We start from the raw sequence: 20,024 nt of genomic DNA, 5'->3' as shown, positions 1-20,024 counted from the left end.
TTGTTAGCGTCGCGTTAGCGAGTCCGCGAGCGTCATTTTGAATTGTTAATCTTGCTCACTTACTTACAACCTTTCTTAGTTAATTATTATTGAATGCTGAAATCTTGGCTAATGCATCCTTAACACTCGCCGGTAACTGACGCATAATCTTGCCTCTTTCGCGATCTAAAGCTACTAATGTCACCTTGGCAGTGACGTATAATTGTTGTCCATCAGTTGAGACAATGGCATAATCCCAATTGATTCGGACGCCAGTCACCTCAGCCATACGCGTTTTTACCACCACTGCCATACCCAATTGAATTGACCGGTGATAGCGCACAGACAGTTCTACAACTAGTAAATCGCAACCTATAGCGACTAAATCAGCAAATTCAATCCCTATAGATCGTAAACATTCAATCCGTGCTTCTTCCATCCAAGCTAGATAGGAACCGTGCCACACATTAGTGGCATAGTCAGTGTGGTGGGGTTGCACTCTGACAGGATATTCAAACCAATTCCCAAATTCATGACTTGATGGATTGTCAAGGGCGCTGGTTAGTGGTAGTTTTGGTTGGCTGGGTTTTTCTTCTGACATCTTCAATTTCCTCAGCACCGATAAATTTTCCAAATCATTCAATAGCAGGGGCGATAACGCAGCGCTGAATATTTTAGGGGCATATCTAAGTACGGTGGGACACACCGGGATTAGCGCTTGGGGAGAAAAGGACCTCTAGAAAGAATCTGGCGACAGCTTTAGCTACCCCAGAATCACTGTACCCCAAATGGATGATTATATAATTGTCTTTAGGTGTTGATTATTCCCACCTCTGTCAGAGGATGACTTTTTCTTTTCTTGTGGCTAACGTCTAAATTAGAAGATTTGGTAATGGCGATCGCTACTCCAAAAATTCTAGACATAATTAACGAAAACTGCGATCGCATTTTGATGAAATTTTGGGAAAACAGCAGCGTCTAACTACCCAAACTTTGATTTTGCTATGTTTTAACACCTTCCGGCTAAAAGCTCAAAATTCGGCTCGTGAGGTTTTGGCAGATACAAAAAATCTGCGATGGGCTATCCACGAGCCAATCACTTAAAATAATCAAATAGGTAAGAGCGATCGCTAACTAAGCCATCATTATCAATTACCGATATTGAACCTCGCATCACTACAAGTCACGCGATTCCTACCTCATCGACAAGCACCTAAAAATTCCCAGGTCTTACCTCATCTCCATAGACATTTTGAGCATCCCTAACACCGACGGCTGCTTTACTTCCATATCTAATCTGACGATCTGCGTAACCAGATGTTAGACAAAGAAATATGGAATTTCTAATTTGCCATCGACCTTTGGAACCTTAATACTTCTTGGCAAGAGTTTTAGAGCCTGTATCAGTTTGCATAGATTGCTTGACAAGACTAGCCAGTTCGTCTAGTTGGCTGATTGCCTCCGCACCTTCTAGCTTCATTAATTCGCGGTCATCCCGCATTTCCGTCCAAGTAATCCCGTAATCGGACACTAAAAACCGAATCAGGTGGTTATCACCCAAGCTAACCATAAACGATGCACTATTCATTTGGTCGCCACAGGTGTAGCAGGATGCAAGATACCCGCGTCGCTCTAGTACAACCGCCAAGGCTTGCAGGTTCATTACCAAGTCTTGAACGAATTGTCGATGTTGATGTGCTAGTCTCAGAAACACTTTTGTCCTCCAGACACCACAGTTGAGTCTCTTTTATATTTTCTTTAGATTTTCTCATCCACTGTATTGTAAACTATTCATTACAATTAGCAGACAGATGATATTGAGTCATGTAATTGACTACCTTGTTTAGGGTAGTGGATCAGGCTTTTGAGCGCCGTATCAAACTATTCAGTTTGCAAATTCAAAATCTCGGACAGAATTGCTAAATTTAACTATATCTTTATACACTTCTGTCAGGGTAGATTCTTAGAGGAAGCGATCCGCTTTAAGAGTAACTTAAATCTCCCACTAGTCAACTACAGAAAAGCTACATACTATGTTTTTCTTGACCATGTGCAGCCAAATTCACTGCTAGTAGAGGTCATAACGTAGTTTTGCATCGTTATAGTGTCTTTTTTAGATGTTTGATCTGTTCTCTTTCTAACGTAGGTTTTGCTATAGACAAATGATTAGGTATACCAAATCCCTTCCTCCTGTATATATAAAGTTGAGCAGATGAGAGTGCAAATTTGAGATCCAGTCATAAAGTAGGTTATTTTTAGCTTTTTATACAGAACTTACGTAATTAATGGACAAGTCTGAGTGTAGAATCCACAATCGATAAACCTAACACTGACAATACCTAAACTCAGGAGAGCAATGTTGCCATTTAGGCAATATTTTCAGATATTTAGGGGTTACTCCATTGGTGACAACTTAAAGTTTCGGTTCATTTGTCAATAAGCAATCATACTTAAAATATAGCCCAAATCTGGGGTAAAAAACATAATTTTTAGATCGGCGATCGCTAGCCTTTAAACCCATGATGATGTTTTTGTGCTGAAAAGTCAGTACGGAAGTGAATTTAATACCTTATTTTCCACTACTGTTCAAGGATAATAGGACTTACGCATTGACAAAAGTAATTATGTCTTAAGTTGTCACCAATAGGGTTACTCTAAAAAAGTTGTACAAACCAAAGCACAGAAATTTGGAAAGATCCTTATCTTAGTTTGGTTTTGCCAAATAAAATGCACGTATATTATATTTCGATTATCTTAAGACTTACGTAAACAATAGCCAAAACCCTGATTTTCAGGTAGGGGGCAATACTCTGCGGTCAGCCGCTTTGCGTCTACATGAATTGCCCCAGAGGGCGTGTAGTTTTGCGTAAGTCCTATATCTAATAAGAATTTACCACTTTAAAACTCTCAGAGCCAACCCAATTGTAAGCACCATATCGGTCAGAAGTTAAAATTTCTGCAAAGCTTTTACCAATAGGTCTTTATATCATGTCTGCTTGATTACTTATTAAACCCGAAGAACCCCACCCCGCCGAAGCTACGCTTTCTCTCCCTGCCCCTAATCCCCAGAGGGGACCCCGAGTTCCCCGCTCTTCGAGAGGGGATTAAGGGGAGCCAGCGCTCAGAGGGGTCTCCCCAAGTAGGAGCATCTGGCGTGTGGGGTGTAATGACTGTGAGAATCATAACTAATTAACCGGACTTGGTATTAGTCGTTTGAGTGATGTAGCGATGTCTGCGACGGGCTACGCCTACGCGTAAACTCAATATTCGCTTGACGCGGTTGGAAGTACCCTTACAGAGGACTAAATCGGGTATCGTGCTTTGACTTAACTTAATACTACGATAATTCGGTAGAGATAGAGTATAATATCCGCATTTGTTTGTATTAATTTTTGATCCAGCACATCACTTGTGCTGGCTTAAGTACTATTGCTTGTAAGGAGGCAGGTTTGTTGAACAGAAAACGAAATCCATCATTCATTCAAAAAGTCAAGCAAAAACTTGTTTCACCAACTGCTTGGTTAACATTGGTTGTGTTTAGCATCTTGCTGGTTACTGGCACAACGATCGCCAGCAGTTTAGCTCAGAACCCTGCTCAGAAAGCAGGCAATGCAAGGGAGCAAGCCTACGCTGGATTTCAAGGCAAAATCGGCAGAACTTTGGCAGAATCAACGCCCTGGTGGACTCCACAGCCTCCATCAGTTTTAGGCGACAAATCTCTGGCTTCATCCCGCACCACCGCAGCACCAAAAGGGGCCCCCAACATTGTTGTTTTCCTAATTGACGATCTGGGGTTTTCGGATTTAGGCCCCTACGGTTCAGAAATCAGTACACCAAATATTGATAAATTAGCAGCTAACGGACTGCGGTTTAATAACTTCACAACGCATCAGCTTTGTTCTCCCACAAGAGCATCTTTATTGACCGGATTAAATGCCCACTCTGCGGGTGTCGGTTGGGTTGCTGAGGGAAACCCTGGTTTTCCTGGTTATGCGGGTGAAATTCAGAGCAATGTTGTGACTCTGGCAGAAATTTTACATAGCAATGGCTATTCTACCCTGCTGACAGGTAAGTGGCATTTGACTCAAACTTACGATCGCACGGCCACCGCTTCATTAAATTCCTGGCCGTTACAACGGGGGTTTGAACATTTCTTTGGGTTCTTAGATGGATTGGAACATCCCCAGAAACCCCATATTCTCTACGAAGACAATACGCCGATTTCAGTCGATCGCTATCCTGAGAATTTCCTCACCACCGATTACTGGACAGAAAAAGCGATCGCATTGCTCAAACAAGCAAAAACTAAATCTCCAGAGAAGCCATTTTTCTTGTATTTTGCCAACAATGCTGTTCACTCACCGTTTAATATTCATCCAGCAGACCTTGCCAAATACAAGGGCAAGTATGATGTCGGCTGGGACGTACTACGCCAACAACGGTACCAGAAGCAACTTGCATCAAAGCTAATTCCTGCCGACACTCAACTACCACCCCCAAATCCAGGCGTTAAAGCTTGGAATACACTATCGGCTGAGGATAAAAAGCTATTTGCCCGTTACCAAGAAGCCTATGCAGCCTTCGTTGATAACCTGGATCAAAACTTTGGCAAACTCTATCAGTATCTAGAGTCCACCGGGCAACTCAACAACACAATTATCATTGTTGCTTCTGATAATGGGGGTTCTGGAGAAGGTGGGGCAAATGGTACGACGAATGTAGCCCGACATTACTCCGGTTTACCAGACGATAAAGCCCTAGATATCAGTCGGTTCGAGTTGATTGGTAGTCCTCAGACTGCGCCTCACTATCCTATTGGCTGGGCAACCGTTTCTAATACACCCCTGAAGCTGTACAAGTTCTTTACCCTTGGGGGCGGTAGACGGAATCCATTGATTGTTTCCTATCCAGCAAAAATCAAAGATTTGGGTGCTACACGGACACAATTTACGCACATCACAGACATTACACCTACCCTCCTAGAATTGACGGGCATCAAGCATCCTGACAGGTTTAATGGCAAACCCACGAAACCTCTCGAAGGTATCAGCTTTGCCTATCTCTTGAATAATGCCAATACGCCTTCTCAAAGAACTGAACAATACTATGAGAATTCAGGCAATCGAGGGTATTACAAAGATGGTTGGTATGCTGTCACCGATCATCAGACCGGGAAACCATTTAGTGACTCCGAGTGGCAGTTGTACAATCTCAACAAAGATTACTCCGAAAGCAACAATGTGGCCAACCAGTATCCAGAGAAAGTCAAAAAACTGGCAGCAGCCTTTGATGCAGCAGCATTCAAGTATCAAGTTTATCCCCTGTTAGAATCCCCGGAACATGGAGGAGTGCCGCCTTATATTAAGGAGAAAGTGAAACCGAAGACATTCCATACAGGTGAGTTGGTACTGGAACCAGACATTTTGCCCTTGGTGAGCGATCGCGATTATACTATCCAGGTGAAGGCTCAGTATAAAGCAGGCGATCGCGGGGTGATTCTGGCCCACGGTGGACAGGAAGTTGGTTATATCTTCTATATTGAGGATGGTAAGCTGTACTACGAACACAATAACTATGGTCAGTCGATTAAGTTTCCCGCCGTCCCGCTAGAGCCGGGTCAACTTAACATCGATTTGAATTACGATGCACTGGGCAAGCGCCAGGGGTCTGGAAGACTCTCCCTCAACGGGCAGCAAGTTGCGGCAGGGAAACTGGGGCTAACGTTTGGTGGCTTTCCCTATGAAGGATTAGACATCGGTAAAGATGCCCGTAGTCCGGTGTCATGGGATCTCTACAAAAAATATGGGGTCTTTAAATACACTGGTGCGATCGAGCAAGTCAAATACATACCGGGTTCACCCGCACCTGATGCCCAAGAGGAGTAGGGCGAAAAGCTAACTTCGCACGGGTTTGATTGGGAAACTAATCATGTTTTGTGGACTGCATGAACCAAGAATTAGTAAACTCAGCGAGTTCCTCACGGAACTCGCTGAGTTTACTAGTGTCACTAAACATTACTTGTACTGCTAAGAAGTTTTTCCCCTTTCAACATCCGCGCCGCAGCTTCAAGTAGAGCTTCTTCGAGATAGGGCTTGGTAAAGTAGCCACTAGCACCGAGTTGAGCTGCAATTTGTCTGTGCTTGTCTGCACCCCGCGAGGTGAGCATAGCGATCGGTAAGTGGTTGAGGTTTGGGTCTTTCTGAATGCGAGATAGTAATTCCAGACCATCGCAACGGGGCATTTCAATATCGCAAAATACGATATCGCAAGGCAGACCAGAGCGGAGTTTATCCCAAGCTTCCTGTCCATCACGCGCCTGTTCTACGCGATAACCTGCTTTGTTAAACGTCAGGGATAGCAATTCTCGAACTGTAATTGAGTCATCGACGATCAGCACTGTCGGGTCAATCTTCGCAACAGATGTGTCTGGGGGAGTAGCTTTCTGTTGCCAAGAACTGCCACCAAGTTGTGTAGAAATCCGTCCCTGGAAGATGTCAATTATTTCCAGCACGTCAGCAATAGGCATAATCCGACCATCACCCAGGACTGTAGCACCAGCTACACCAATGGGTTTAGGCGCTGGGCCTTCAAATTGCTTAATTACAATTTCTTGTTCGCTCAACACCAGGTCAATCTGTAAAGCAATCATGGTATTTGCCGATCGCACCACAACTACAGAAACCATATCATCATCTCTGGTGCCGCCATAGACATTGCCGCGACTGATCTGGCGATTGAAGGTTAAAAGTTCCCTCAGGGGTCGGAATGGCAGCACCGTATCGCGCCAGGAAATAAATGATTGCCCATTAGCATCATGCTGAATATTTTTGACTGGTATATCCAGCGTATCTTCTACACCGTCCATCGGGAAAGCAATTCTAGATCGATCAGAGACGCAGCAAAGAGCTTTACAAATACTCAGAGTCAGTGGCAGACGAATTGTGAAGGTGGTTCCCTTACCGATTGTCGAATCGGTGGTCACTGTCCCCCGAATTTCGCTAATTTCGGAGCGCACTACGTCCATACCCACACCACGACCAGAAATTTCATCTGCCTGATCTTTGATCGTAAAACCAGACTGGAACAGCAGATCGTAGACTTCCAGGCGAGACATGGCTTTTGCCTGCGCTTCTGTAATCATGCCAATCTTTACCGCCTTAGCTTTAATCCTTGCGGAATCGATACCTGCGCCATCATCGCCTACAGAAAGGATAGTTTGGTTGCCTTGGTAGAAGGCACGGATAGTAATGATTCCCACAGGTGGTTTACCAGCAGCTTGCCTCTCTTCTGGCGTTTCAATACCGTGAGCGATCGCATTATTCAGCATATGAGTTAACGGATCGGTCAGATGATCCAAAATCATCTTGTCAATTAAGGTATCACCACCTTCGATCACCAACTCTATTTGTTTGCCACACTTGATCGCATTGTCACGCACTCCTCGCCGCCAGCGATCGATAGTTTGGGCAAAAGGCACCATTCGCGCTCTTGTTAATCCCTCTTGTAACTGGGTGGTTACTTGGCGGAACTGCCGCGCTACTCGCTCGGTTTCTTCGGTAACAAAGTCAATATCACTAGACGATTCACGTATACGGACAATGCGCTCAATCATCTGCTGGGAGAGTGTATGAAAAGGAGTAAACCGATCCATTTCTAGCTCACTAAAACCCCTATCGGCATGGAAATCAGAGGCTGGCAAACCGGAGTCTTTCTTTTTGCGTCCAGCTAACAGAGAAGCTTCCAGTAGCGATCGCTCATACAACTCCTGCATCCTTGCGCCCACATCCGAGAGTTGTTGTACTTGAATCAGCAAGTTATCTAGTGACTGCCGCAGCCGTTCGTTATCTTGCTCTAAGGTATTGCGATTTACCACCAACTCCCCAACTAAATTACTCATATCGTCCAGTTGCTTAACTGGAACCTTCATCGATTCTTCAAATCTCGCAGCCCGACGAGTGGAGGGGCGTATAATTTTGCTGGTGTTAGATTTTACTACTGGGGAATGGGATATTGTTTGATCTGCTTCTGCCAGCAACTTCTCCAAGTCACCAAATTCATCTGTGCCTGGTGATGGAAGGGCATTTTTAGCCAAGACTGGTTGAGTGTTCAAGGGCTGGCGTTGGCGTAGCCCGTCGTAGACATCGCTAGATATAGCAGCCGCCTCGTCGTTATCTGTACCTAGCAATTCTTCCAGGGCATCAAAATCTAGTTCTGGTATTTCCTTAGCTTTGGGGATGGGTGCTACTTCCTCTCCTAGTAATGCTGCCAAGTCTGCAAATTCATCTTCTGGAGCAACTATTTCAATGGTTTCTGCGGTTGCCGATTCTTCAGTCGGGGCAATAATAGCATTTTCTCCCTTTGATACTGGTGCAACTTCAGATGTCTCTCCTAGATCCCACAAATAGGTTTCTACATCTTCCTGAATAACCGTTTCAAACAGCAGTTGCGAATTCTCATCGGTGTTTTCATCGAAAGAGCCGAACAAATCACTTGGCTGTACTTGGGATGATACTAAATCTGAAGTTTCCCCAAAATTGATATCTAGAGAAGTTTCTCTAGTCGGTAGTTCATCCACAGTATTATCTGTGGTTTCCATCTGAATGTAGGTGGAGTCATCTCTGGCTACATCCTCAAACAGCAGTTGCGGATTTTCATCGAAAGAGCCAAACAAATCATCTGGCTGTGCTTGGGGTGATACTAAATCTGAAGTTTCCCCAAAATTGATATCTAGAGAAGTTTCTCTAGTCGGTAGTTCATCCACAGTATTATCTGTGGTTTCCATCTGAATGTAGGTGGAGTCATCTCTGGCTACATCCTCAAACAGCAGTTGCGGATTTTCATCGAAAGAGCCAAACAAATCATCTGGCTGTGCTTGGGGTGATACTAAATCTGAAGTTTCCCCAAAATTGATATCTAGAGAAGTTTCTCTAGTCGGTAGTTCATCCACAGTATTATCTGTGGTTTCCATCTGAATGTAGGTGGAGTCATCTCTGGCTACATCCTCAAACAGCAGTTGCGGATTTTCATCGAAAGAGCCAAACAAATCATCTGGCTGTGCTTGGGGTGATACTAAATCTGAAGTTTCCCCAAAATTGATATCTAGAGAAGTTTCTCTAGTCGGTAGTTCATCCACAGTATTATCTGTGGTTTCCATCTGAATGTAGGTGGAGTCATCTCTGGCTACATCCTCAAACAGCAGTTGCGGATTTTCATCGAAAGAGCCAAACAAATCATCTGGCTGTACTTGGGGTGATACTAAATCTGAAGTTTCCCCAAAATTGATATCTAGAGAAGTTTTTCTAGTCGGTAGTTCATCCAAAGAGCCGAATGAATTAAGTTCCAGATCAACATCAGATATCTCTGGGGGCTGATTAGTAAATTCTGGAACAAAATCTAAAGCTTCTGGTTGTTGCGATCGCCTGAGAATTTCCTCCTCTGGATGCGGCGCGAATAACGGCGTTTCAGTTGTGGAAGCATCATTGATTACAGGGGAAATAGTTGAGTTACTCGGTGCTAACTGATCAAATAAATCATTTCCAGAATCTGATGAGAATAGTAAATCTAGCTGCTCTTGACGCTGGAAATTGAGATCAAAATCTTCTTCTATGTCAAAACTGGCTATAGGAGAAACTATGGGCTGTTGACTATCAGCAAAAATGTTATCAGCAAACAAACTCTCCTCTAACGCCCTTTCCACATTCTGCTCAATTAAGGACTCGAATTCGTCCTGTTCCTCTGTGGTTTCCTCGCTCCAGAAGTTGCTCAGATCATTTTCTGATTCAGAAGACTCAGGCGCTGTTGCCGCAGATGTATCAAATAAATCACCAATTTCTGCTTCACTTGTAGGCAGTAGTGTCTGTTCTTCCATTTCACCAAACAGGCTATCCAAAGACAAGCCTGTTTGTTGGGGTAATTCTATATAGTCACTAGGGGTAATTTCTTCTACCCAATTTGCATTTCTAGTTTCTAAGAATAAGTTATCAAAACTGTTTTGTTGGTTGGTAGATAGTTCCACACCGATGATCGCTTCAGTTTCTGGTTGAGTTACTTCGCCTGTAGGCAATAGTTCAATATCATCATCTAGTGGCAGTGTCAATAAATCTTCAACGACATCGTTTTTATTGACACTATTTTGGACAATCTCCCCAGGAGACTGGTTTGTATGGCTAGTAACATCAGTAAAATATTGTAAATTTTCCGAAGAAGAAGAGTCTAAATTTATATCAACTACGTTAATATCACTTAACTCTAAAGTCGGAGCAGATTTTTGTTGATTTTGCGGTTCTGAATTCTCTTTTTCTAAGAAATTGTCGCCAAATAATAGGGATAAATCTTCTGTCGCAGCGGTGGTTGTTGGATGCTGCTTCTTGCTGATGTCTTCATCAAAAGAAAGTAAATCGAATAAATCGTTATGAGCGTCCTCAGCCTCAGTGCTGCCCAAATCAATTCCAAAGTCATCGATCGCAACAATATTTAAGGTTTCTTCTTGATGCCAACTTTCATCTAGTTCGGGAGTCTCACCTGCAAATAAATCGGCAAGTGTATTTAACTCAGCTATTCCTACCTCTGGCCCATTGTGGTCAAGATTGCTACTGATTGGATGTACTTCGTCATGTGCAGTGAAAGCAAGACTAGTGTGAGTTGCAACGTTTAGTAGTGTCCCTTGGAGAGGATAGGGGCGTTCGTCCTTGACGTTGGCGTAGCCATCGCTAATATCCTCGTCTAGATTAAGTTCTTCAGTTGCCTGGGCTAGGTTAGTTATGACTAACGGCTGGGTGTCACCAGATAGAATTGGCTCTGAGGCAGTTGATAATTCTGTCAAAGCCGCAAGCTGTTCATCAAACAAATCAGGGGTAATTTCTAATAACTCAATTTCTGCAAAGCTCAAAAGTGCTTCTAGTTGCTGACTAATTGCAATTTCGGCTTCCCTACCTTGCAGGACTAATTCTTGAGCTTGCTTGATTTCGGTAATAACAATTTTAGCTAACGTGAGATAAGTATTTTCAGGATTGCCGATCGCACTGGCTGCTGCTTGACACAAACCACACCACTTGGACAAATTCCAAGTCTCACCAAGTTTGACTAACTGATAACAGCATTGTTGAAGGTTTTCCCGAGTTGAGGGTGTTGTGGTTTGCTTAAACAGTTTCAACATTTCCCGCAGTGTTTGCAACACTTGAGCTTGAAACTCGCTCCAGGTATTATTTTCTTTAGCGGTGACTGGCGATCGCCCAGCGTTACTGAGTCCGCGATCGTCTGGTTGCGCCAACGTCTTTGGCGATAGCCCAGCGTTACTGAGTCCTCGAGCGTCTCGCACCTCTTGGGGTGCTACAGAGAAGGATATTTCTGGAGATTCCTGATGGATGTCTTCTGCCAAACCGGGAATATCTCGCCGCAGGAAAAGTTCTGTAAGTGTGGAGACATTATCTTCAGAGGTTGTGTGTAGTTCTGTGGCGTCAAGACTGCTGGCTACTCCACTGTTCGCTTGTTGTACAAGTAGTTCCAAATGCTGATACAGCCATTGAAAAACCGGCTCAGTTTCTGACATCAAAGTATTAGCCGCATCTTCAGAAAGACCAAATGGCCCGCTCAACTGCTCTAACAGCGCTTTTAGAGTATCAGATACACCGAGAAATAAAGACTCTAACTTTTCGTCAATCTTAACCGGATTATCTTTGAGAATTTTGAAACAATCTTCCAGACGGTGGGAGGTATGCTGGATGCTAGTCAATCCAAGCATCGCCGCTCCTCCTTTGATGGAGTGAGCCGCCCGGAAGACTTCACTGATCATTTCTGGGTCGTTCAAGGTACCCTCTAGATTCAGCAACCCCTGCTCAATGGTATTCAGGTGATCCCTGGCTTCTTCGATAAAGTAACCCAAAATCCGCTGTTGTTGTTCCGGCAGCATGGCAAAAGTTATGAGTTATGAGTTATGAGTTATGAGTTATGAGTTATGAGTTATGAGTTATGAGTTGTGAGTTGTGATTTTTATTTCTAACTCCTAACTCCTAACTTTTTTCCAAGTTATGAGTTGTGAGATGTGAGTTGTGATTTTTATTTCTAACTCCTCACTCCTAACTCCTAACTTTTTTCCAAGTCATGAGTTGTGAGTTGTAAGTTGTGATTTTTATTCCTAACTCCTAACTCCTAACTCCTAACTTTTTTACCTAGTTTCCATAGTTTCCACTCGGAAACGTTCAACGGAGGCGATCAAGTCACGGGATACACCTACTAAGTGTTGTAGGGCACCTGAAACTCGCTGTGCTTCCTGGGAGGTTTCTTGGGCAGTGAGTTCTACTGATTGCATTACATGAGCGACAGCGCGGGAGGTTTCAGTTTGTTCCACAGTGTCGTTGGTAATCGAGCGCACAAGAATATCGATACGATTCGCCACTTGAATAATGTTTTCGAGCGATCGCTTGGCTTCTTCTGCCAATTTTGTCCCTTTAATTACTTGTTGTGTGCCTTCTTCCATCGCGGTCATCACCGAGCCGGTTTCGCTTTGGATTTGCATCACAATTTGTTCAATCTCCTTCAGGGATTTAGCAGATTTGTCTGCTAACTGGCGCACTTCATCTGCGACGATCGCAAATCCGCGTCCAGCGTCTCCCGCCCTTGCCGCCTCAATACTAGCATTGAGTGCCAGTAAATTAGTTCTCGAAGCAATTTGGGAAATCAACGCCACAATTTTAGAAATTTCTTGGGAAGATTCCGCCAACCGCTTGACTTTTCGGGTGGTTTCGGCAACGGTTTCCCGAATTTCCAAAATCCCCGCCACAGTATTTTCTACTGCTTCCCCACCTTTGAGGGCGATCGTACTAGCATCGCGGGCGACGGTTTCAGCTTCCCGCGCCGCCTCTGCTACCCGTTGAATCGAGTCGGTCATCACCTGTACAGAATTCAGCGTCACTGCCAACTCTTCTGCTTGGCGCAACGCATCACCAGATAAGGCTCTAGCAAAGGTTTCGGAGTTGGTTGCACCTTTTGTCACATCCTTCGCTGCCACTTTTACCTGTTGCACAATATCCCGCAGGTTTTGAATTGTCAGGTTAAAGGCGTCAGCGACAGCACCCAGTACGTCTGCTGTCACTTCCGCTTGGACTGTTAAATCTCCTCTAGCAGCTCCTTCCACATCATCCAACAGGCGAATCACCTGGCGTTGGAGGTTTTCTTTGGCTTCCTCTTGTTCATCGGCTTTCCGTTGGACTTCACTTGTGGTCGTGAAAATTACCCGCGCCATTTCATTAAAGCCAGTGGCTAAATTCCCCAATTCATCTTCGGAAAATACTGTGGCTTGAGCATTCAGATTTCCTTGACGTACAGCCTCAAACTGAGTTTGGAGATCATCAGTTGTGCGCCGAATTTGTTTAAGCGCCAGATTCCCCATGAAGCCGGCGGTAGCAAAGCCGGCAATCCCAGATGCTAATGACATTGCCCAACCTGTGTTTCGGACTGATTCTCGTTGTTGGGCTGGCGAAAATGTGGTGGCAACAAAGCTAACTGTGGCTACAACCAGCGCCGAGACAATGCCCACACTTCCAGCAATTAGCCATTGTTTCCTTTCTATGGAGGCATTCTCTAATGGTGCTAACCAGCCTTGCTCGATGCTGACATTGGGTTCTAGTTTCGAGACATCTGTTTGGCTAAAGACTGGAACTGATTCATGGGAACCAGTCATCGAGAATAGTTCCTCATCGCGATCGCTAGCTGCATCACTTAAAAAAGCCTCCGCGGTTTGAGGGCTTCCACTGCCACTAGTTTCTGCTGGAGCAGAATGCATTGCTAGATCACCGAAGTTAGAACCTCCTTCCGTCAGGTCAAACCCTGGAATGTTGCCTAAATCGTCAAATTCCTCAAAGTCATCTAAAAACTCGATATTACTCTTAGAACTTTCTCCATTTAGTATATTGTTTGAGTCTTCATAAGAGCTTAATCCCTCTGAGCCAAAGGCCGACTCAAATGCTTCCATATCAAAGTTTTCATCGTCATCAAAGTTATTTCCCCCGATAATTTCACCTGATTTTAACTGCTTTTCTTCCAGAGGAAGATTGCTGCTAAAAGATGAAGAATCATCAGATAAATCAGGAACAAAATCTGACTCTGTTCCCAAATTTGTTGGTTTTAACCAATCATGTGCCTCGGTTTCTGGCAAATATTCTTGACTGCTGGATTCCAAGTTATTTGTTGTTGCCGAACCATTTCTAAGTTCTTCTTCAATAATCAGTAAACTTTCGTCTCCAAAACTAGATTTTTTATATTCTAAATTACCAATAGCAAGCTCTGGAGACTTTGCTTCACTCAACAAATCAGAGAAATTATTCTCGTTATTACCAGTTTGGGAATTAGAAGATGAAGAGTTATTATTGTCAATAGCTGAATTTCCATGATCAGAATTTATCCCATTATCTGAAAACTGACTATTTACTAATGATTCTTCCAGACTATCTTCTGATACATCTTCCTGCCAGAAAGCAGGCAACTCCAATTCTGTTTTCTCCTCCGAGTTGCTATTTGACTCTTGTTCTAGTGATTCTTCATTGAAGGCAAAAGGGTCGTCACCAAAAACTGGAGAAGAATCTGATATTTTTACTGTTCCAATACTATCTTCTGTAGGTATGTCAAATGGGCTTTTTGAAGATACCTCTTCAACGCCATTCACAGTTTCTTGAACCTCTCCAAAAAAGTTCAAATCAAGGTTATTGCTGTCAAAATCCTCACTAGCGCCCAAATCTTCTAATTCTTGTTTGCTATATACCAGTGGATCAGACATCTCTGAGGAATTTATTTCCCCTTGACTTCCTGATGTATCAATCTCCCCACTGAATGACTGTAAATATTGATTGATATTCTCAATTCCATTATTGGCAAAACCAATAATTTCTTGATCGTCGCTCAGTTGTAATACCAGTTGATATTGTTCTTTTGCAACATCGTACTGCTGCAAAACATAGTAGATGTGACCCCGTAACAAATGAGAGTTAGGGTCATTTGGGAAATTTTGCACCACTTGGTCAACTAAACTAGCGGCAACCTCATAATCCCTTTGGACATAGGCGGTCATCGCCTGTTGATATGTTGGCTCGTGATTATCAATACTTGCTGCCATTTCCTCCTCCAATTTCATCCTGCCCACCGCGCACTCCGTAAAATTGCCATTTGATCGAGCAGTCGTAGAGACTGATTATTTTTAGCACGTAATAACCACTCTCCACGTAAAAAGGGAGCCATAGTATCGGGAACATTAGTTGGTGGCATGAGATTCTGGACATCCAGCCAGTCCATACCACCGATTTCCTCTACTGCTAAACCCACTATTGTGTCTTGCTCTTCAATGGCAATCACCGAAATTTCAGCTCTATCCGTGTTTAATGCACTTGCTTCCCCAAGAAATTGACCCAAATCAGCCACCCAAATAACTCGACCTCGTAAATTTAGAGTACCCAAAAGTAAAGGAGAAGCATTAGGAATCGGGGTGATTCTATCAGGACTTAGTTCAATTACCTCCCGGATACCAGTTGCTTGTAGTGCAAACTCCTGATGCGAGGGTATGTAAAACCTCAAATGTAACTCACCTTCAGGACTTTCTACTTGTAATTCAGGACGGAAATGGTCTTGACCGCTACCACTTAAAAAGTCCGGTTTGCTGACCATATTGCTTTTATCCTTATCCTCGCAGCAGTTGTTTGACTGTTCCCACCAACTCGGTTGGTTGAAACGGTTTGGCTATGTAGGCATCTGCGCCCTGCTTCATGCCCCAATAGCGATCAAATTCTTCGCCTTTGGAAGAACACATCACCACAGGGACATTTTGGGTTTTTGGATCGGATTTTAACCGCCGACAAACTTCGTAGCCGTTCATCCGGGGCATGACAATATCCAATACCACTAAATCTGGAGGTGCTATTTGAATTGCCTCCAATGCTTCTAATCCGTCACTGGCATGGGTGACAGTTAAGCCAGTTGCTTTCAGGAGGTCTGTAATCATCTCCCTTTGCGCGATACTATCTTCCACAATCAGAACTGTACTCATAAGTGTCTATCTACCTCCTGATGTAAACGTTCCTACTTGGAACATTCCCTGATTCCTCCGCAAGTATTAACTGTATAAATTAATTCTAGTTTTTCACTATTTTCCTGGATATTGATCTTTCACTAAGTAGGCTGACTCTGTGATAACATCTTTTACCTGATCTTTTAGTAGATCAACAAATCTTGGATCTTTTTATCTGCCCCATGCCCCATGCCTCCCCAATTTTGGATTCACGTTAGCCAGTCCTCAAGTGTCTTTTAGATTTTAGATGTTCAATCCCTCCGGGTTCAGTAGTCACTCATGGGGGAAACCCCCAAGACCGCGCTACTTCACCAAAATCCAAAATCCAAAATCTAAAATTCTTCTGCCCTATGCTCTATTGAGAGTCTATGTTGATATATTTCTCTACGAGCATAAGTAACTCAGTGTCTGTAAACGGTTTTGTTAAATAATCTGTAGCCCCGACCATCTTAGCTTTGACTCGATCAATAAATCCATCTTTACCAGTAAGCATGATAAACGGTATCAGCCGAAATGCTGTTGAATGTCGCAGCATGGCGCAAACCTCGTACCCCTCCAATTCCGACATGGCAATGTCACATAAAATTAAATCCGGTTTGAGTTGAAAAACCAGACTCAGTGCCTCTAAGGGATTGGTGAGGGCGATCGCTTCATAACCTTGTGGTTGTAGGATGGAATTTATAGTCTCACCGATAGCGATCGCATCGTCAATACATACTATCCGCCCCTTGTGTTTTTCTTTCAATTCCCCGTTATCCGTGTGGGCATTTGGTTTAGTTGTCTCTGAATAGACTAGTTGTAGCCAACTCTGTTGCACATATGGATATATTGCCTTAGCGACTGTCAAAATGTCTCGGTTGAGATAGCGAGCCAGTTGACGCAAGGATGTTTTACCATCAGCCCAATGTTGTAGCTTATTCACGGTTGCTTCTGGTAGCGAGGATTGGAGCTGAATTTTGTCAGATAGCACTGGCAATTGTTCTGGAGACTGAATGTGTGGATAGAATTGCTTCCACTCTTGCACCTGTTTCGTAATTTTTGTAACGAATGGAGCAATCTCGAAAGTATTTAATTGCGGGGCAAGTGCCGCACCCTGATGGAAAATGAAGTTACCTTGGTGTAAGCTCAACAGGTCAAAAAGGGTTTCATGCACCAAGCTGTAAATGATACTACCAGCTATCTTTGGGTTGATGATATTCCGTTCCAGGAGTGCCCAAAGATAGGCATACTCTGACGCGTCGATTGATGGTAAGGAAGCAATTTGTTTGTCGGTGAGCCGCATTTCAACTCGGTAATGGCGTAAATAATCCCTAATTCTGGATAAACTACTCTCGCCTTCTTGACAATAGATAATTTGACCATTCAGGAAAAAGACAAACCAAGACTGTTGTTTCGGGCGATAAATACTTGCTCCCTCTCCACCCAGTTTGTTCTTATGGTGAGAGCTATGAGCTTCTACCCATAGTTGCCCAGTTCGCTGTCCCAACTCAATCAATTGCAGGATACTGCAAATATCAATTTCATTTAAATTTCCCTGCATTTATCTAAAAAGTACTCCTTCCTTGTAATGCCGTTAATATTATTTATCGGAAATCGAAGGGTTGAAGACCTGTACCATTACACGTAGCTCGGAGTTTCGGTGTCTCCGACTCCGCTCAATTTCAGTCCGGGTTTAAATAAGAGTCTGAAATTGTCTAAAATGTTTAAATTTTGAATGCGTGAATTTTGAATTGTTAATAGTTGTGTCCCGCAATTTTTCCATTTTTTGAGTAGGTAGTTTAAGTATTGATTATGGAGTATTGGAAAGATTATTACCCTATGCTTTGTTGTCATGGCAGAATACATTAAGCTATAAACCTTAATCTTTCGTAATACACTTCGACAAAGCTAGTGTTAACACGGAAGTCATCATCACTGTCATCAGTACAAAATATAAAGGCGCGATCAAGTCTGCTTTTATAAGTATCCAAGACGTAATATCTCGCGTCTATAGTTTTGTCTGTCTTATGCTCCTAAACTTTGGTTCAGTGAGCCAAGTTAACAGAATTATTTCAGGTATATCCCAAAACACGAACTTTAAGTGCATCAATAAAGGACTAACGGTAAAGGACTAACGGTGTGCTGTATTTAGCAGAAGTACAAAAACAGAAAGGTGGTTTACTCAGTGGCGGCGCCAAAACTGAACTGAAACTGCTAGCTTGTCAGCGAACTGACCAGAATTGGAGTACTGTGTCGGAGGATGTGATTGCTGCTGAGGACGCAAGCAAATTAAATGATGGTGCTTTGGTACTGGTTGAACTGAATCCGAATCGCCAAGTGCAGCGGATTCAAGAAGCAGGGCGTCCACTAGTCAACATTTTGCAGAATTTTTCTCGCCAATTGGAGAAATTTAAGCTCAAGGAAGATGAGATTGATCAGTGGAAGCAGTCGCTGACGTTTCAGGCGCAAGAGTTGAATCGCCGTGAAATGGACATGGAAGTACGATCAGAACAGTTGGAAGAAATGGAGGATGAGGTGCAACGCCTAGAGGAGCAAAGACAGCAAGTTGACACCTCGCGCCAGGAACTTGAACGGTTGCAAACAGAAAATGAGCGCAATCGCCAAGAGTTGGAAGGCGCTTGGGAGCATTTGCGGGGTGAGCAGCGTCGTCTAGAGGAACGTGAAGGGGATTTTAAACAAGGGACGGTTTTGGATGAGGAGCAAAGTCGGGTAATGAGTGAGTTACTCGATCGCTTGTCTAGTCATGCGGCTCCCACGGAAACAGTCAGAGAACACCTCCATTTGGCTTTTGAATTGGTCGAAAAGCAGCAAGCTACTCTTACCCCACACTGGCAAAAATTGGAGGAGCAAAAAACTGCGATCGCTCAACAGCAAGCAGAAGTTGAGGGTTTGTTACAAAACTTTAGCGATCGCCAAAACGCTTGTGTTCAAGCACAAAATTCTCTAGCCCAGCACATAACGCAATTACAGGTGAATACAGCAGACCTTACGAGCAAGCAAGAGTATGCTCGGATAATCAAAGAGCAGTTACGAAACCAAGAAGAGTTATATCAACAGGTTCAGTCTTTGGCTGCAACATCTGGTGATGTAGTTCTTGGTCAGCAAGTTGATGTGGAAGCTTTGGAGAAAAAGTCTTTAGAAGAACTACAAAAAATAGTACAAGACTTGCAATATAAGATGGAAATAGACGCTAGCTTTGTTCACGATCAAGAACAAGAACTGGAATATAAACAAGAAACTATAGAAGAACTGCAAACTAAAATCAATCACGCATCTGACCATGACCACATCAATTTGGAACTGGAACTAACGGATGAAAAAGACCTCTATCAGATGCTAAACTCCAGTTTAGTGGGACAACGCCGCAATATGTTACAGCATCAGGAGTTTCTCAAGCAACACCAAGCTGTACTGTTACGGCGACAAGGACATACTGTTGCTGATGAAAAAGAAAGCAACAACCAAATTAATTTAGAACCGATTCTGTTACAAATTGAAACCCAGCGACAACAATATTCACAAGAAATCCAAAAGTTGGAACGTGAGATTGAGCAGATCCGTGCTGGTATTGAGCTAAATCAGGGAATGATTGACAATCAAACTCACGATTTGGATGAAAAACGCCAAGAACTTAAAGCGATCGAGGAAAACTTGCTGTTCCTGCGAAGAACAATTGCTGAATGCTGTGGTCGAGTGAATCTCTATGAAGAAGCACTACAACCAATTCAGGATTCTCTGGATAGCTTACGGCAAAAGCTGCAAGGAATTGGAGAATCTTTGGATCAATTCCAGGAAACTGGTGACTCTCAAGTGCAAGCGATCGCACAGTTGCGTCATACTCTTCAAAGTTTAATGCCTCAGCCAGAATTACTGGCGTCTTAACAAGTTCTGGGGCTTTGGTGAGACAAGGGGCTTAAGCTAGGCTAAAGCCCAACTACGAACTTAAGTAGGTAGGCGTAATTAAATATAAGATCAAACCTCACCCTCAATCCCT

10 protein-coding genes are annotated in these 20,024 nt (G+C 43.5%); 3 read left to right on the top strand and 7 right to left on the bottom strand.

Annotated elements, in window-relative coordinates:
- Positions 1 to 79 precede the first annotated feature (79 nt).
- Positions 80 to 580, bottom strand: a complete 501-nt coding sequence (locus V7K36_RS26410; protein WP_335120642.1) for an acyl-CoA thioesterase — start codon at positions 578 to 580, stop codon at positions 80 to 82.
- Between the two features lie 359 nt (positions 581 to 939).
- Here V7K36_RS26410 and V7K36_RS26405 point away from each other — a divergent pair, with 359 nt between their 5' ends.
- Positions 940 to 1,083 carry a hypothetical protein gene (locus V7K36_RS26405; protein WP_335120641.1) on the top strand — a complete coding sequence of 48 codons (144 nt, stop codon included), beginning with the start codon at positions 940 to 942 and terminating at the stop codon, positions 1,081 to 1,083.
- A 265-nt stretch (positions 1,084 to 1,348) separates the two neighbouring features.
- Here the strand turns inward: V7K36_RS26405 and V7K36_RS26400 are convergent, their stop codons facing one another.
- Positions 1,349 to 1,693 carry a DUF1815 family protein gene (locus V7K36_RS26400; RefSeq protein ID WP_334824374.1) on the bottom strand — a complete coding sequence of 115 codons (345 nt, stop codon included), beginning with the start codon at positions 1,691 to 1,693 and terminating at the stop codon, positions 1,349 to 1,351.
- Between the two features lie 1,738 nt (positions 1,694 to 3,431).
- On the opposite strand from V7K36_RS26400, the gene V7K36_RS26395 reads away from it, so the two are divergent.
- On the top strand, positions 3,432 to 5,864 hold the full coding sequence (locus V7K36_RS26395) for an arylsulfatase (RefSeq protein ID WP_335120640.1): 2,433 nt from the start codon (positions 3,432 to 3,434) through the stop codon (positions 5,862 to 5,864).
- Between the two features lie 122 nt (positions 5,865 to 5,986).
- Here the strand turns inward: V7K36_RS26395 and V7K36_RS26390 are convergent, their stop codons facing one another.
- The 5 genes from V7K36_RS26390 to V7K36_RS26370 all read right to left on the bottom strand — a co-directional run bounded on the left by V7K36_RS26390 (position 5,987) and on the right by V7K36_RS26370 (position 17,570).
- Entirely contained in the window at positions 5,987 to 11,887 is a 5,901-nt protein-coding gene (locus V7K36_RS26390; RefSeq protein WP_335120638.1) for a hybrid sensor histidine kinase/response regulator, read from the bottom strand.
- Positions 11,888 to 12,142: 255 nt separating this feature from the next.
- Positions 12,143 to 15,085, bottom strand: a complete 2,943-nt coding sequence (locus V7K36_RS26385) for a methyl-accepting chemotaxis protein (RefSeq protein ID WP_335120637.1) — start codon at positions 15,083 to 15,085, stop codon at positions 12,143 to 12,145.
- Positions 15,086 to 15,099: 14 nt separating this feature from the next.
- Positions 15,100 to 15,630: a chemotaxis protein CheW gene (locus V7K36_RS26380; RefSeq protein WP_292767238.1), complete on the bottom strand. Its 531-nt coding sequence runs from the start codon at positions 15,628 to 15,630 to the stop codon at positions 15,100 to 15,102.
- Between the two features lie 13 nt (positions 15,631 to 15,643).
- Complete coding sequence (locus tag V7K36_RS26375) at positions 15,644 to 16,009, bottom strand: response regulator transcription factor (protein WP_069073698.1); 366 nt, start codon at positions 16,007 to 16,009, stop codon at positions 15,644 to 15,646.
- A 376-nt stretch (positions 16,010 to 16,385) separates the two neighbouring features.
- On the bottom strand, positions 16,386 to 17,570 hold the full coding sequence (locus tag V7K36_RS26370) for a response regulator (protein ID WP_335120636.1): 1,185 nt from the start codon (positions 17,568 to 17,570) through the stop codon (positions 16,386 to 16,388).
- A 578-nt stretch (positions 17,571 to 18,148) separates the two neighbouring features.
- On the opposite strand from V7K36_RS26370, the gene hmpF reads away from it, so the two are divergent.
- Complete coding sequence (gene hmpF / locus V7K36_RS26365; RefSeq protein WP_335120634.1) at positions 18,149 to 19,912, top strand: pilus motility taxis protein HmpF; 1,764 nt, start codon at positions 18,149 to 18,151, stop codon at positions 19,910 to 19,912.
- Positions 19,913 to 20,024: the final 112 nt, after the last annotated feature.

It is taken from the genome of Nostoc sp. (assembly GCF_036919555.1).
Taxonomy (GTDB): Bacteria; Cyanobacteriota; Cyanobacteriia; order Cyanobacteriales; family Nostocaceae; genus Nostoc.
The sequence above is the reverse complement of the archived record's forward strand: the minus strand, read 5'-3'. Positions and strand labels throughout refer to the sequence as shown.

Bases quoted from the DNA above. Each gene is read 5' to 3' on its own strand.
- V7K36_RS26410 (WP_335120642.1), bottom strand. From the start codon at position 580: ATGTCAGAAGAAAAACCCAGCCAACCAAAACTACCACTAACCAGCGCC.
- V7K36_RS26390 (WP_335120638.1), bottom strand. From the start codon at position 11,887: ATGCTGCCGGAACAACAACAGCGGATTTTGGGTTACTTTATCGAAGAA.
- V7K36_RS26385 (WP_335120637.1), bottom strand. From the start codon at position 15,085: ATGGCAGCAAGTATTGATAATCACGAGCCAACATATCAACAGGCGATG.
- V7K36_RS26380 (WP_292767238.1), bottom strand. From the start codon at position 15,630: ATGGTCAGCAAACCGGACTTTTTAAGTGGTAGCGGTCAAGACCATTTC.
- V7K36_RS26375 (WP_069073698.1), bottom strand. From the start codon at position 16,009: ATGAGTACAGTTCTGATTGTGGAAGATAGTATCGCGCAAAGGGAGATG.
- V7K36_RS26370 (WP_335120636.1), bottom strand. From the start codon at position 17,570: ATGCAGGGAAATTTAAATGAAATTGATATTTGCAGTATCCTGCAATTG.